At 44.6% G+C, this 14,455-nt stretch carries 13 protein-coding genes; 1 reads left to right on the top strand and 12 read right to left on the bottom strand.

The features are described 5' to 3' along the window. Positions 1-30: 30 nt before the first annotated feature. From ACZ42W_RS08935 to ACZ42W_RS08900, 8 genes are all read right to left on the bottom strand, one after another. Complete coding sequence (locus tag ACZ42W_RS08935; protein ID WP_464170079.1) at positions 31-2,016, bottom strand: bifunctional 4-hydroxy-3-methylbut-2-enyl diphosphate reductase/30S ribosomal protein S1; 1,986 nt, start codon at positions 2,014-2,016, stop codon at positions 31-33. 107 nt (positions 2,017-2,123) lie between these two features. Next, positions 2,124-2,732, bottom strand: coding sequence for a lysophospholipid acyltransferase family protein (locus ACZ42W_RS08930; RefSeq protein WP_464170077.1), 609 nt, complete (start codon positions 2,730-2,732; stop codon positions 2,124-2,126). A 17-nt stretch (positions 2,733-2,749) separates the two neighbouring features. After that, on the bottom strand, positions 2,750-3,454 hold the full coding sequence (gene cmk, locus ACZ42W_RS08925) for a (d)CMP kinase (protein WP_464170075.1): 705 nt from the start codon (positions 3,452-3,454) through the stop codon (positions 2,750-2,752). Positions 3,455-3,527: 73 nt separating this feature from the next. Next, a complete protein-coding gene (locus ACZ42W_RS08920; RefSeq protein ID WP_464170073.1) occupies positions 3,528-3,878 on the bottom strand; it encodes a hypothetical protein in 351 nt (116 codons plus the stop codon). A gap of 2 nt (positions 3,879-3,880) precedes the next feature. Further along, positions 3,881-4,591 (bottom strand): Ni/Fe-hydrogenase, b-type cytochrome subunit, encoded by a 711-nt coding sequence (gene cybH, locus ACZ42W_RS08915; protein ID WP_464170071.1) that lies wholly within the window; start codon positions 4,589-4,591, stop codon positions 3,881-3,883. 12 nt (positions 4,592-4,603) lie between these two features. After that, positions 4,604-6,316: a nickel-dependent hydrogenase large subunit gene (locus ACZ42W_RS08910; protein ID WP_464170069.1), complete on the bottom strand. Its 1,713-nt coding sequence runs from the start codon at positions 6,314-6,316 to the stop codon at positions 4,604-4,606. A gap of 1 nt (position 6,317) precedes the next feature. After that, positions 6,318-7,400, bottom strand: a complete 1,083-nt coding sequence (locus ACZ42W_RS08905; protein ID WP_464170067.1) for a hydrogenase small subunit — start codon at positions 7,398-7,400, stop codon at positions 6,318-6,320. A gap of 179 nt (positions 7,401-7,579) precedes the next feature. Further along, positions 7,580-8,371, bottom strand: coding sequence for a lysostaphin resistance A-like protein (locus ACZ42W_RS08900; RefSeq protein WP_464170065.1), 792 nt, complete (start codon positions 8,369-8,371; stop codon positions 7,580-7,582). Positions 8,372-8,553: 182 nt separating this feature from the next. Here ACZ42W_RS08900 and ACZ42W_RS08895 point away from each other — a divergent pair, with 182 nt between their 5' ends. Beyond that, positions 8,554-8,841, top strand: coding sequence for a hypothetical protein (locus ACZ42W_RS08895; RefSeq protein WP_464170063.1), 288 nt, complete (start codon positions 8,554-8,556; stop codon positions 8,839-8,841). An 83-nt stretch (positions 8,842-8,924) separates the two neighbouring features. Here the strand turns inward: ACZ42W_RS08895 and ACZ42W_RS08890 are convergent, their stop codons facing one another. The 4 genes from ACZ42W_RS08890 to aroF form a co-directional block, all read right to left on the bottom strand. Further along, entirely contained in the window at positions 8,925-10,664 is a 1,740-nt protein-coding gene (locus ACZ42W_RS08890) for an L-lactate permease (RefSeq protein WP_464170062.1), read from the bottom strand. Between the two features lie 530 nt (positions 10,665-11,194). Next, a complete protein-coding gene (gene aroA / locus ACZ42W_RS08885; RefSeq protein WP_464170060.1) occupies positions 11,195-12,496 on the bottom strand; it encodes a 3-phosphoshikimate 1-carboxyvinyltransferase in 1,302 nt (433 codons plus the stop codon). After that, positions 12,489-13,394 carry a prephenate dehydrogenase gene (locus tag ACZ42W_RS08880; RefSeq protein WP_464170059.1) on the bottom strand — a complete coding sequence of 302 codons (906 nt, stop codon included), beginning with the start codon at positions 13,392-13,394 and terminating at the stop codon, positions 12,489-12,491. The genes aroA and ACZ42W_RS08880 overlap by 8 nt, the downstream gene beginning before the upstream one ends. Beyond that, positions 13,394-14,422 carry a 3-deoxy-7-phosphoheptulonate synthase gene (gene aroF, locus ACZ42W_RS08875; protein ID WP_464170058.1) on the bottom strand — a complete coding sequence of 343 codons (1,029 nt, stop codon included), beginning with the start codon at positions 14,420-14,422 and terminating at the stop codon, positions 13,394-13,396. Before aroF ends, ACZ42W_RS08880 begins: the two co-directional genes overlap by 1 nt. Positions 14,423-14,455 lie beyond the last annotated feature (33 nt).

The raw sequence follows: 14,455 nt of genomic DNA, 5'->3' as shown, positions 1-14,455 counted from the left end.
GAAGTCATAGATGCTAAATCTCAAAAACTTTTAGGCTTCTTTATTGAAGATATCTCCAATCGTTACTCGAGGAGTCTCAGTCTGACCTGCCAGAAGCTCAGCATCTTGCACAGCTTGAGCCTCAGCGGTAGCCTCACGGATACTTAAGCTCATCCGTTTTTCTTCTGGTTTGCACTCAATCACCTTTGCTTGAACCATATCCCCCACTTTAACGACTTCCTCAACTTTATTGACGCGTTTCTCCGATAGCTGAGAGATATGAATCAAGGCATCTAAACCGTCTTCCAACTGAACGAAAGCTCCGAAGGGTGCAATGCGTACTACTTTCCCCGTAACCACCGATCCTAAAGCATACTTCGCAGAAGCGGTATCCCACGGACTAGCTTTTAACTGCTTTAAGCCAAGAGATACTTTTCCATGCTCTTTATCGAGTCTAAGCACTTGAACCTCTACTTCGTCTCCGACATTGACATAATCCGAAGGATTCTTGACCCGTGTATAAGCCATATCTGAGATATGGAGAAGCCCATCAACCCCACCAATATCAACAAAGGCACCAAATTGTGCGAGTCGCCGGACCACACCAGATACGACTTCCCCTTCTTGAAGGGTTTCAAAACGTTGGGCTCGTTTTGAGACTTGCTCTTCTTCAAGAATAGCCTTTTGCGAAAGTACGACTCGGCGCTTTGAGGGATCAAATTCAATCACGCGTAACCGCAGCGTTTTTCCTTTGAACTGATTCAAGTCCTCTACAAATCCAAGTTGAATCTGGGAAGCAGGTACAAAGCCACGCATTCCGACATCAACAATTAATCCACCTTTGACGACATCCGCAACCTTCGCCTGGATCTCCTCTTTAGACTCAGCAAGATGTTCTAGGCGCTCTCCAGCCGACTCCTCATCTGCTCTACGCTTAGAGAGCAAGGGATGACCTTCTTCATTTTCCACCCGAAGAACGACCGCTTTAATCTTTTCTCCGAGGGAAACAACTTCACTCGGTTCAACTCCTTGAGCCACAGAAAGCTCTCTTAAGGAAATAATCCCTTCAGATTTCCAGCCTAAATCTACAATGACTTCATCATGAGTAATCTTCACCACTGTCCCTGTTACCAAGGCACCCCGATGAAGTTTTTGCATACTATCGGCCCAGCTTTCCATATCCATCGTTTCATTGGTCTCAAATTCATTTTGTCCCATGTCAGACATCTTGTTATAAACCTCCTCAATTATCCAATCTGGCGTAGAGGCCCCTGCCGTTAACCCGACTGTTCCAACCCCCTCAAGCCAGTCTTCTTCCAATTCTGCTGCGGTCTCAATTAAATGCGTCCTCGTTAGTTCAGAACAAATCCCAGCTAATTTGCGTGTATTCGCACTGTTTTTGCCACCGACGACGATCATCACATCGACTTTGCCTGCGAGCTCACGGGCAACCGTTTGCCGTTCCTCAGTTGCATTACAAATGGTATTATGTACGATGAGCTCATTTGTATGCTTGCGCAACTCCTCGACAATCACCTGAAAATTTGCCGCAGGTTGAGTCGTCTGAGCAAGGACGGAAAGCTTTTCATAAAAAGGAAGCACGATGGCTTCTTCAAGTTTTTCAATCGCCATCGCATTCTTACCAGCCCAACCAAGAATTCCTTGAACTTCGGGGTGCAATTTATCTCCAACAACTATCACATGACTCCCCTTCGATGCTTGTTCAGCCAAACGTTGCGCTTTTTGAACAAATGGGCAAGTCGCATCGACAATTTGGATTTGGCTTCCTTGGGCTTCTTGATACACTTCTGGCGGAACACCATGAGAGCGAATAATCAAAGTGTCTCCCTTATGTGCTTCCTTCACTGCCTCGACAACCCGTACCCCTTGATTCGCCATTTTCTCTACGACCTGTTTGTTGTGAATCAAAGGACCTAACGACGCAGTCGGCGAAGTATGGACTGTACGTTCAGCCATATCCAAAGCCCGTTTCACACCGAAGCAAAATCCGGCTTTTTCTGCCCGAATAACCTTCAATTTTGCCCCTCCTTAATTACCATAACGAATAATTTCGATATCATTCGTAAAATTCCTTCATTAGGTTTAAATTGCCCTCTCGTTCGGAAAAAAATGCATTGTACACTTTAGGGCAAATCCACTGGATTTGAATCAAGCTTACTTAAGACATCCATAATTTTTTCGGCGACCCATTCACGCCGATCCTCGATTCCTTCAGGCGCTTTGAGCAGTTCCGAAGTCAAAGGAGTTCCGATAACCACCCCGAATTTCCCCCAACCCTGAGTGAAAAGGTGCCTTGTCCCATAGACTTTGACCGGCACAATGGGGGCCTTACTCTTCTCCATTAATAAAACCATGCCTGGTAGAGCTTTTTGAGTTTCTCCCGTCTTCGATCGTGTTCCTTCCGGAAATAAGCCCAGTACTTTACCTTCTTTGAGAATACTGAGTGAATTTCGGATAGCACTCATATCCCCTTGTCCTCGTTTGACGGGGAAGGTTCCCAACTTCCGAATAATTAGTCCAAGAAGTGGAATCGAAAAAAGCTCTTCTTTTGCCATATAAGAAACATTTCGCGGAACAGCGCTTGCAGCGACTATGGGATCCCACAGGCTCACATGGTTGCTGACCATGATCACCGGACCATCGGGTGGGAAATTTTCTAAGCCATGGACTTTCCAACCCATGATACGGAATTTAAATCGGAACAGGCCCTTAGCTAACTGATATAAACTCATTTGTAGCCTCCACCACTTTATTCCTTAATGAGTGCAAGTATTCGTCCGACAATATCTTCCACAGTCAAGCCCGTGGTATCTAGGATTATCGCATCCGAAGCGGGAACTAAAGGGGACACTTCTCGTTCTGCATCCGATCGGTCTCGTTTCTCCATATCTATCTCAACGTCTTCGATAGCGAGCTTCTTGCCCGATCGTTCAAGTTCAAGCCAGCGTCGTTTTGCCCTTTCATCTAGGGAAGCAGTTAGAAAAATCTTAAGGTTCGCCTGGGGCAAGACATAGGTCCCGATATCTCGTCCATCCATCACCACTCCACCACGCTCTGCTTCACAGCGTTGAAGTTCTACTAGTCTTTCCCTGACTTTAGGATAAGCTGCAACAACAGATACAGATCGGGAGATTTCAGGATTCCGAATCGCTTCCGTTACATCCTCCCCATCACAATACACTTTTTTTGCTTCGGAATGGTCAAGCTGGATCTCTGTCTCCCACGCCAGCAGTGAAACTGCCTCTTCCTTATCAAGTGGAATATTTAGACGAAGGGCTTTATAGGTAATAACTCGGTACATCGCCCCTGTATCCACATAAAATAGACCAAGCTTCTCAGCGATTGCTTTCGCCACAGTGCTCTTACCTGCACCTGCTGGGCCATCAATAGCGATTTGTATATTCACCTTAAATTCTCCTACCTCGATTACTTTAAACTTATTTATGGATGACATTTAATTATACCATGATGTCCCAAACTCAAACAATCTATTACTCTACCGATTCTTCAACCATTTGATGTTTAACTCAACTTTCCACACTATTCCAACGGTCTATGCATTCCAAGATAGGGACGATTGACTCCTGAACTGAATCCCCCCCAATTACAACGATATCTTCTGGCATTCCACCCGTTAATTGTCCCCAATACTCCACTTCTCCGAGTGTCGTGCCTTTTCCATAAGTACTCGAATCCCTATCCAAAACAATTAAATGCTTGTGCTGTTCAATAAAGTCCAAGAGTCCAAAAGCTGTCGATTGATGCCCAAGTACTTCGACCGAAGGAGGAATAACCTGACGCAATTCATCTAAGATTCCTTGTCCTTCCCCCTGATCAACCAATTGATCTAGAGCTAGAATCCCAATTTCTTCGTTCATAGTTATACCCCCTCTGGATTATTCTCTGGTTCTCGAGTGAGCTCAGTCTTATATCCGTTGATAATTGAGGATACTGTCCCATCATCATCGAGAATATCCTGGCGGATTACCATATAGAGATGCCCTAATAAAAAAACTGCAAACCCCCAGGCAAATAAATGGTGAAGATTTCTCACCTGATATTCTCCACCTAAGCCAGGGACCACCCAACCGAAAAGAGTCTGCCATATTCCCTCGGGATTATTTCCTCCTCGCATGGCGAAACCGCTAATTATCATGAATCCGCCTGCAAGCCATACGAAAAATAAATACATGAATTGAGCTAAGGCATTGTGTCCAACATGAACTGTATGCTCTCTAGTGATAAAAGAATAATACTTAAGTGTGGCAACGAAATCCTGCCAAAAATTTTTTCTCCAGAATTTCAGCTTCGAATAATCATTCCCTTTCCAAAACCAATATAATCTCACAAAAAGATTAATGCTAAATAAAAAGGCGAAAATACTATGCCAATACCGCATCTTCCCCATGAAAAATCCTTGGACAGCTTCCCCTTGCCCTATGCTAAACGGATTTCCTATATACATCCCGGTAATGAACAAAACAACAATGGCAAGTGCATTAATCCAATGAAATACTCGCACCGGCAATTCCCAAACATAAACAAGTTCACGTCCGGAGTGGTGCCCGCTACCCTTCCTAGCTCCTTCCATGAGTTTCCCTCCTTAGAGAATTCTTACCTGGGATAATGAATCCCCATCTGGATTAATTAAATGGGTCGAACAGGCCAAACACGGATCAAAAGAATGAATCGTCCGTAACAGTTCAAGAGGTTGCCCTTCAACCGCCATCGGAGTATCTAGCAGAGACGCCTCGTACGCTCCCTTTTTCCCCTTCCCATCTCGTGGGGAGGCATTCCAAGTCGTGGGAACAACTGCTTGATACGCGCTTACTTTTCCATTCTTAATCCTGATCCAATGCCCCAAGGCTCCACGCGGTGCTTCACAGAAACCAACGCCTTGGGCTTCAGTTGGCCATTTTGGGGGATCCCATTTCTCTCCGTTAAACGTTTGGCTATCCCCTGCCTTGATATTAGCTACTAAATCGTTATAGAAGCCCGACAGCTGATTGGCGCAGTATTTGGTCTCTAGGGCTCTAGCTAAAGTCCTCCCTAGTGTTGAATAGAGTGCAGTAATGGGAAGATCCAAGCGTTTCAAAGCATCATCGACTAACATTTTAATGTTCTTATCCCCTCGGGCATAACCCACAACGACACGGGCTAATGGACCGACCTCCATTTCGTGTCCTTTCCAACGAGGAGTCTTTATCCAACTGTACCCTTTACTCTCATCCAAATTCTGATAGGGAGGCTTCGGACCATCATAAGACGGATCGGTCTGCCCTTGCCAAGGATGAAGCCCGGCATGAGGATCATCATATTTATACCAAGAATGCGACACAAACTCCTGAATATGCTCTGGATCTTTAAGATCCACATCATAGACCTTGCTTAGATCTCTATCTAATACAACGCCAGCAGGAAATAAGAAACTGTCCTTTTCTCGAATATCTGTTAAAGGCAAACCACCAAAGCACAGGTAGTTCCGTACCCCCCCACCAAAGAGGTCTTTTTTATAGAAGCTCGCAATCGCAATAATATCTGGGATAAGCACCTGATCGACAAAGGTAACAGCCTCATCGATTTTGGATTTTACTAAGTTTAAGCGTTCCATATTAATAACACTATTATCATTGATATTAATGGTGCTGGCCATTCCACCGACCAGGTAATTTGGATGTGGATTTTTTCCGCCAAATATCGTATGGATCTTAACGATTTCTTTTTGCCAGTTAAGCGCTTCTAGATAATGAGCTACTCCGAGTAAATTGGCTTCAGGTGGCAAGCGATAAGCAGGATGCCCCCAGTAGGCGTTAGCAAAAATTCCTAACTGGCCGCTTTCGACAAGTGTCTTCACTTTCGTTTGTACATCTCGGAAATACCCTTCAGAGGACATCGGCCAATTCGAGATTGAGCGTGCTAAAGCACTCGTTTGTACGGGATCAGCTTTCAAGGCATTTACCACGTCGATCCAATCAAAGCCATGCAGGTGATAAAAGTGCACAACATGGTCATGGACGAATTGACTTAGAGTCATGATATTACGAATATAATTTGCATTCTTAGGAATTCGGATATCAAGCGCATCCTCGACAGATCGAATCGATGCTATAGCATGAATATGGGTACATACCCCACAGATACGCTGAACAAAGGCCCAAACATCTCGCGGGTCACGATTTTCAACAATCTTTTCGATTCCTCGGAATACGGTCCCAGAACTTACTGCATCCGTAATCTTATTCCCATCAACCACAGCCTCGATTCGAAGATGTCCTTCAATCCGAGTAACGGGATCAACAACAATTCTCGTCGCCATTTTATTTCTTCCTCTTCTCTTCTTTTTCCTTGGCCTTCGTAAGCAGTGTCGCTGTTCCATGGGCAGCTACTCCAACTCCTGCCACAGCTAACGCCGCTAGCCCAATTTGGTCAGCATCTTTACCAATGGCGTTATTCGGTATTTCTGCCAGATGTGTATAGAAGGGAGTATTATCATAAAAGTTATTTTCTGAACAACCAATACAGGGATGTCCTGATTTAATGGGATAGCTTAACCCTTCATTCCATTGAGTAATGGCACAAGCATTATAAGTCGTAGGGCCTTTGCACCCCATTTTATAGAGACACCACCCTTGCTTCGCGCCTGCATCATCAAAGACCTCCACAAATTGCCCCGAATCGAAAAAGGCTCTCCGATTACAATTATCGTGGACACGATGTTGATAAAAGGCTTTTGGCCGTCCTTGATTCGTAAGCTCAGGAATTTTCCCATAGGTCAAATAATGAACAATCGTTCCCGTAATTACTTCAGCTATCGGCGGACAACCCGGAACATCAATAACAGGCCGATTCTTAATAACACGCCGTATCGGTACCGCTTCGGTGGGATTGGGATAAGCCCCTTGTACACACGCATTTGTAGCACAAGAGCCATATGCCACCACAGCGACAGCACCCTCAGCTGTTTCGGCTAAGATACTTGAAGTTGTTTTTCCACCAAGGGTACAGTACACCCCACCATCACCTATGGTAGCGCTTCCTTCAACGACGAGAAGGTATTGTCCATGAAAATCCTTCATAGTCTTCAGGCGCGAAGCTTCAGCTTGTTCCCCTGCGGCTGCTTGTAGAACCTCCATGTAATCCAAAGAAATCATATTAAGAATTAAATCTGAAATCAACGGATGGGCTGAACGTATGAAGGACTCTCCACAGCAGGTACATTCCTGAAGATTAAGATAGATGACAGGCATTCGTGGCTTAGTTTCCAAGGCTTGGACGATTTTAGGAATTTCTCCGGCATCCAAACCTAACATTGCCCCCATCAAAGTACAGAATTTCAGAAAGTTTCTTCGGGAGATCCCCCTACTACTCGCCCACTGGTAATATGAATCCGACTTGGGCATTTTACTCTCACCTTCTATTCTCCAAGCTTTTCAGCCTTATTATTGTCTAGTTTAAAAGGAAGATTTATACACGAAAAAATGTCTGGGAGAGTTTTACTTCTCACAGACATTTAAGCTTTATCTTTTATGCTTTTAGGGTAGACCTTTTATGCCGGACGCAGCATCATCAGTTTATTTGTTTAAAGTCCTCTGACAAAGGCTACGAGGCATAGGGCCACAATATTATTCAAAGCATGCATAGCCATCGAGGGATATATCGATTTATGCTTCATGTAAAGATAGGCAAGTACCATTCCTAAGACAAACCGTGGAAGAAAGCCATACGCTTGAAAATGTAAGCCTGAGAAAATGGCGGCACTTACTACTGCGGCTGTCCATTTTCCGAGATACGTTTGCAAGCTTCCAAATATTATCCCTCGAAAAAGAGTTTCTTCCATGATCGGGGCTATGATACCTGCGAGGAGGAGATTCAAAATAAAAGTAAACAAGGTTACGTTACCTAATAACTGGGTGTAAACATCCGTTTCTGGCGGCGTAAAGCCTTTTTGAAGAAGATAGGCACCATATAAAATATTAATAATCCAAGTGAGTAGATAAAAAGTGACTACACTACCTAAATATTTTCTTCCTTCGAGCGAACTCCACCCAAAGTCGGTCCACTTCCACCCGCGGATGCGGGTTAATGACCAAATAAGAAGAAGAAAGAGTCCTTGAGTCATAAATCCATTAACATAGAGAAGTACTCTTTCATAAGGCCACCAACCTGCGACCCAGGCTGTAGCAAATCCTAGACTAACATAAAGTATTGCAATCCCCAGAAGTGCAAAGACTAAATCGACCCAGGACAATTTTCTACGCGGTTCTCGGCTTTGAGCAAAATCTTCTTGATTCGTTTCTTCTTGATTTTTAACGCCTTGATTCATACTCTCTTGAATCCTATTGCTTTGGTCTTGATCATTCTCGATATTCATTCACTCCTAATCCACCTAACCCCATCTGATACTATGCACTCGTCTTAGGTCTTACTAAGAATATTAGCTTAATTACGACAGCAATGTAAATACTATAAAGCAACTTATTTCATATAATCCCTTTACTCCATCTGGAGTCTTTAAGGATAATTCTAAACTATCATGTACGGGAGGTCAAAATAATGAATGTTATGGATTCGATACGAGAAGAACATACTCCTGAGATAACAACGTTACAGGTTTATCATCGCCGTTTGCGTGTTCCTATAGAATCCTATCTTCAAAGTGTTGATGAGTTCACAGATCCGTGGAACGAAAGGGCCTACCAATATTTTATTCAAAATTACTTAAATGAATGTCATGATCAAGGAATTGTTGGGATGGTAAGGCAGGAACAAGATTCCGAATATGTCTACCTTGATGCTGCGATACGCTATCCCACCCACACGAACACGGAAACATTTCGTTAGAAAGCACTGGTCATCTCAGCTAAAAAAATAAAAAAAGGTTACTCCTCGTTCCAGGAGTAACCTTTTGAAGATCTGAATTTTTCTTACATATGAACCTGCATCCATGGGAAGATGTAAGCCTGAGCCCAGACAAGTCCGCTGAGCAAGATGGCTAAGGCCAAGCTGTGCCAGATAACCGCACGGAAGATTGGTCCTACTGCAGCCATACCTTCGTTATGGTTTTCATAACAAGCAACCGTCGCAACTACGATACTTTGAGCATCGATCATCTTACCCATAACACCACCGGTACTGTTCGCAGTAACGATGAGAACCGGGTTCAAACCAAGTTGGTCAGCCGTAATTTTTTGTAGACCACCAAACATAGCATTGGAAGATGTATCACTACCTGTTAGGAATACCCCTAACCAACCAAGCATGGAGGCGAAGAACGGATAGGCCGAACCAGTCTTAGTGAAGGCCAAGCCAAGGATAGCATCTGTTCCAGCGTAACGGGTCAAGTACCCTAATCCTAAAACGCTGCAAATAACAGTGAGGGGCACTACCAACCGAGTGACAGTCATATGGAACGCTTGTTTCCACTGAGCAGCAGAAAGCCTTAAGACAAAAATTCCAGAGATAACAGCCGCTAACAGAATCCCAGTACCAGCCATTGTCAAGATGTTAAAGCCATAAACTGCAGCCATCGGGGATGTTCCTGAACCGACAGGAGGCATATGGAATACCAATTTATTCAGGTACGGAACTGGGAATTGTGGATTAAAGATGCCATTCAAGAAAGCCTTAACATCCTTCATACCCCAGAGGAATACAGCGATAGCAAGGAAAGCCCATGGAAGCCAAGCTTGAATCAATTGTCCCATTGTATATTTGGGAAGTTCGATAGGTTTCTTCTTATTAAGCTGAGTAGCCGCACCCACTTTGTTATCATGAGAATCGTCGTGACCCATGATGTTTTTCGGCTTCCAGACTTTTAAGAAGAGGGCGGTCGCAGCCATACTCACGATACCTGAACCGATATCTACGAGCATAACGTTTCCAGCTTGAGACATTGCAAACTGAGTGATAGCGAAGGAAGCACCCGAAACTAAAGTTGCAGGCCATACTTCCCAGACATCCTTCCAGGATCCTTTATCCATGAAGACTAGGGTCGCAACGAGCCAGAAAGGAACGATGAGAGAGAAGAACGGAAGTTGACGACCTGCTTGCATACTGATAAGCTCAGCAGGAATTCCTGAAACTTGACCTAAGGTAAGAATCGGAGTACCGATTGCTCCCCAAGCAACTGGAGCAGTATTCGCAATCAAGCAGATAACAGCAGCAGTCATCGGGCGGAAGCCCAAGCCCACCATGATAGCACCAGACACCGCAACTGGAGTTCCAAAACCAGAAGCTCCTTCAATGAAGGCTCCAAAGCTGAAGGCGATAAGCAGTGCCTGTAAACGGCGGTCTGGAGAGAGAGAAGCAACTGAGTTCTTAAGAATTTCGAATTTACCTGTGATTAACGTTGTATTATAAAGGAAAATAGCGCCGAAGATAATCCAACCGATTGGGAATAAACCGCTAAGCGCTCCATAACCAAAAGCAGCTAGAGCGGAAGGAACTGGCATCTTCATCATGAATATAGCAACTAGAATAGCTACAATTGCTGCGGTGACCGCTGCATAAGGAGCGAAAATACCCATATGCTTATTGCCATGTTTATCCTTATGTGGATGAAGTGCGAGTAAATAGAGTAAAACAAGAATTGGCAACGCAGCCATGAATGTTGATAAAACTACATTACCCATCGGATCATAATTTTGCATGTACTTAATTGGCATGTACTTTTAATCCCCCTCTCAAAATTCCCCTCATCTTCTATGCCTAGCAGTGATGTATAAGGGACTACCGGATAGTAAAAAAGAATAACTACGATTGATCCTTTTCTGTTTAAACATTCCCCCTCTCAATACGGTACGGTCAGTTTATAGTAGTAGCTGACCATACAGGTTATCCACTGGTAAGACCAGAAAAGTTACTAGCTTTCTAATATTCAGAATATTAAGCTTTGCTAGTATTTTATAAATTCGACACTTCCGAGAAAAATCCTTCCTTCTTTCAAAAAGATTTCTAAATAATTAAAACTTTATATATTTTATGTTTCTTTAGGAATACTCTGATTATTCTTACTCCACTGAAGCAATAATTTAGAACCTGACTGCTTGGGTTATTTGAAAAAATGGAATAAAAAACGATATCAATATTCTTCATATTTTGATTTTTCTGAATAGACAATTCGACAGATTTTTTTCAAATCCTTCCATGTGCAAAAAAAAACATAGGCAGTGGCCTATGCAAAAATCAAATTCATTTAATTCTTTATTAGGTCTGTTAACATCATCAAGAAGTTTGGGAAGGAGACTGCTGCAGCTTCCATTCCCTCGACGCTTACTCCATCCTCAGATAACAAGCCTGCGACAGACCAGGCCATCGCTAAACGATGATCTCCATGACTTCTTGCCACTCCACCTGGAAGTGATGGTCTTCCTTGAATACGCAACCCATCTGGAAGTTCTTCTATGTTAGCACCCATACCGCGAAGACCCTCGACCACATTACAAATCCGATCGGTTTCTTTAACCCGAAGTTCTGAGGCATCGCGAATGATGGTTTCACCTTCTGCTAAGCTTGCGGCCACAGCTAGAATTGGAATTTCATCAATCAAGCGCGGGATGATCTCCCCTTTAACTTCTATTCCATGTAGGTTTGTCGGTCGAACTCTGAGATTCGCTCGGGGCTCCCCGCACACTTCAGTCCTCTCTTCGACCTGGATGTCTGCCCCCATCTCCAAAAGGGCATCTAAGATCCCAGTCCTCGTTGGATTGATCCCGACATTTCGGATAAGAATCTCACCTTGAGAGATTAAGCTTCCCAAGACAAGAAAGAAGGCCGCCGAAGAAATATCTCCCGGTACTGACACCTCTTGACCTGTTAGATTAGCTCCCCCCGTTACACGAACTGTCCTTCCTGCGCTGGAAACTTGAACACCAAAACCACGCAACATACGTTCCGTATGATCCCTTGACAGGTGCGGCTCTGTTACCATCGTTTCTCCTTGTGCCCGGAGCCCGGCGAGTAGGACGGCAGACTTTACTTGAGCAGAGGCCACGGGGGAATGAAATTCGATTCCTGCTAGTCCGCCTCCTTGAATCGTCAGAGGAGCATAACTTCCCCCCTGCCGACCCAGAATCCTAGCTCCCATCTCATGTAAAGGAGCAGTTACTCGACGCATCGGCCTAGAGCGAATTGACGCATCACCTGTTAAAGTCGTGCTAAAAGGACTTCCCGCTAGCACACCTAGAAACAATCGAATGGTGGTTCCAGAATTTCCTACATCCAATACATCTGAAGGTTCTTCCCAACTCCGAAATCCCTGTCCCTTGATCCAGACCTCTGTACCTTGACGTTCCCATTCAACGCCCAAGCTCCCTAAGCATGTTAAGGTACTCAAACAATCTTGTCCGGGAAGAAAATTAGTGATATGTGTTTTACCCTGAGCCATACCGCCAAACAAAGCTGCTCGGTGGGATATCGACTTATCTCCGGGGACCTCGATTTCTCCCTGAATCCGTTTTGCCGGTTTGATAAAGACCCCCTGATTTTCTTTATTCATCTGCTAACCTCCGATTCAAAACTCGGCCTCTTGCCTGTTGAGCCCTCTCGAATACGTTTATGATACCTTCACCATCAAAATTTCGAATCTTGCACCGAATTTCCTGAATCTTCTCTTCCCAAATATCTAAGGAACTTAAAATTGCAGGCGCATTTCGGATCAGAATATCACGCCACATTTCCGGGGAGCTATCCACTAGCCGTGTAAATTCTCTGAAACTTCGGCCAGCAAGCTCAAGCGGTTTTCCTTCTGGAAAGCCCTCTGAAGCAGATAATGCCAAGGCGAGTGCCAAGAGATGGGGGACATGACTCACCATTGCGACCTCACGATCATGAACCTCATGATCCCTATAAATTACCGTTGCTCCAAGACTTTGAAGCAATTCAGAAAAGAGGTTTATAACTTCTTCTGGACAGTGGGTTTGTGGAGTGATGACATAGGGATACCCCTTAAATAGGTCCGGATGAGCGGCGGAAAAGCCATTCCTTTCCGATCCTGTCATAGGATGTCCGCCGATAAAATATACATCTTGAAGGTCTTTCGATAACTCACATATTTCTTTTTTTATACTCCCCACATCTGTGATTACTGCCCCAGGCTGAACGCGTCCTACAATCTGAGAAAAGCAATCTGACAAGGAAGAAATAGGCAAAGCCAAGATCATTAAATCAAAATCTACTTTTTCAGGAATCTCAGTCCAGCCCTCTTTAATCCACCCTATTGATTTCGCAGCACCGAGACTTCGTTCATCACTATCCACAGCACATACCTTCCAGCCGAGACGTGCCAAAGCCCCCGCCCAGGAACCTCCAATTAGCCCTAATCCTATGATGCAAGCCTGAGGAGTTCTTGATCCCCTCCATCCCGGAGAAAGTGCGACCTCGAAATCTTTCCCCATTATTGTCGTGCTCCCTTCAAAGGGCGTCCAAGTACGATCGACAACTTCTCCAATTCCTTCATCATGGCTTGGAAGTTGGGAATCGTTAAAGACTGTTTCCCGTCGGATACTGCCTTTTCTGGACGCGGATGAACCTCAATGATGAGTCCATCCGCTCCAGCAGCTACTGCAGCCTTGGCCATTGAGGGAACGAGATTCCAGCGTCCTGTCCCATGACTAGGGTCAACTATGACCGGCAGATGAGAGAGAGACTTAAGCGCAGGCACCATACTTAAGTCAAGGGTATTTCTGGTATAATTTTCGAAGGTGCGAATTCCCCGCTCACAGAAAATAACTTGATAGTTTCCACCATCCATGATATATTCTGCCGCCATCATCCACTCTTCTAGGGTTGCTGAGGGACCTCTTTTTAACATAATTGGCTTATTGGTCTTCGCCACTTCCTTAAGCAAGAAGAAATTCTGCATGTTCCGTGCGCCAATCTGAAGGATATCCGTATAATGGGCAACGAGCTCTACGTCGCGCACATCTACCACTTCTGTAATAACATATAATCCGGTTTGTTCCCGAGCTTCAGCTAAAAGCTTTAGACCTTCTTCCTCTAAGCCCTGAAAGGCATAGGGTGAGGTGCGGGGTTTGAAAGCTCCGCCCCTTAAAAAAGTAGCTCCAGCTTCTTTTACGGCGTGTGCCGTTTCGAGAATCTGAGATCGACTCTCTACACTACACGGTCCTGCCATGATATGAATTTCTTCTCCACCGATCTCATGCTCTCCGACGCGAATAATGGAGTTCCCACTTTGGAACTCCCGACTCACGAGTTTATAGGGAGCAAGAATCGGAACAACCTTCTCTACACAAGGCAATGCCTCGAGATCAAGAGCCTCAAGCCTTGACCGATCACCAATGGCACCAATCAAGGTCTTCTCCACGCCCTGTGACAGGTGCACCTTAAACTCTTCCTGAATTAACCAATCACTAATCTCCTGCACTTGTGCTTCACTGGATCCACGTTTCAAAACAATAATCATGATCCCAACTCCTTACTACCATCCTACTTATAT

This window comes from Desulfitobacterium elongatum (genome assembly GCF_055378975.1).
Note: the sequence above shows the minus strand (reverse complement) of the source record. Positions and strands in the feature narration are given on the sequence as shown.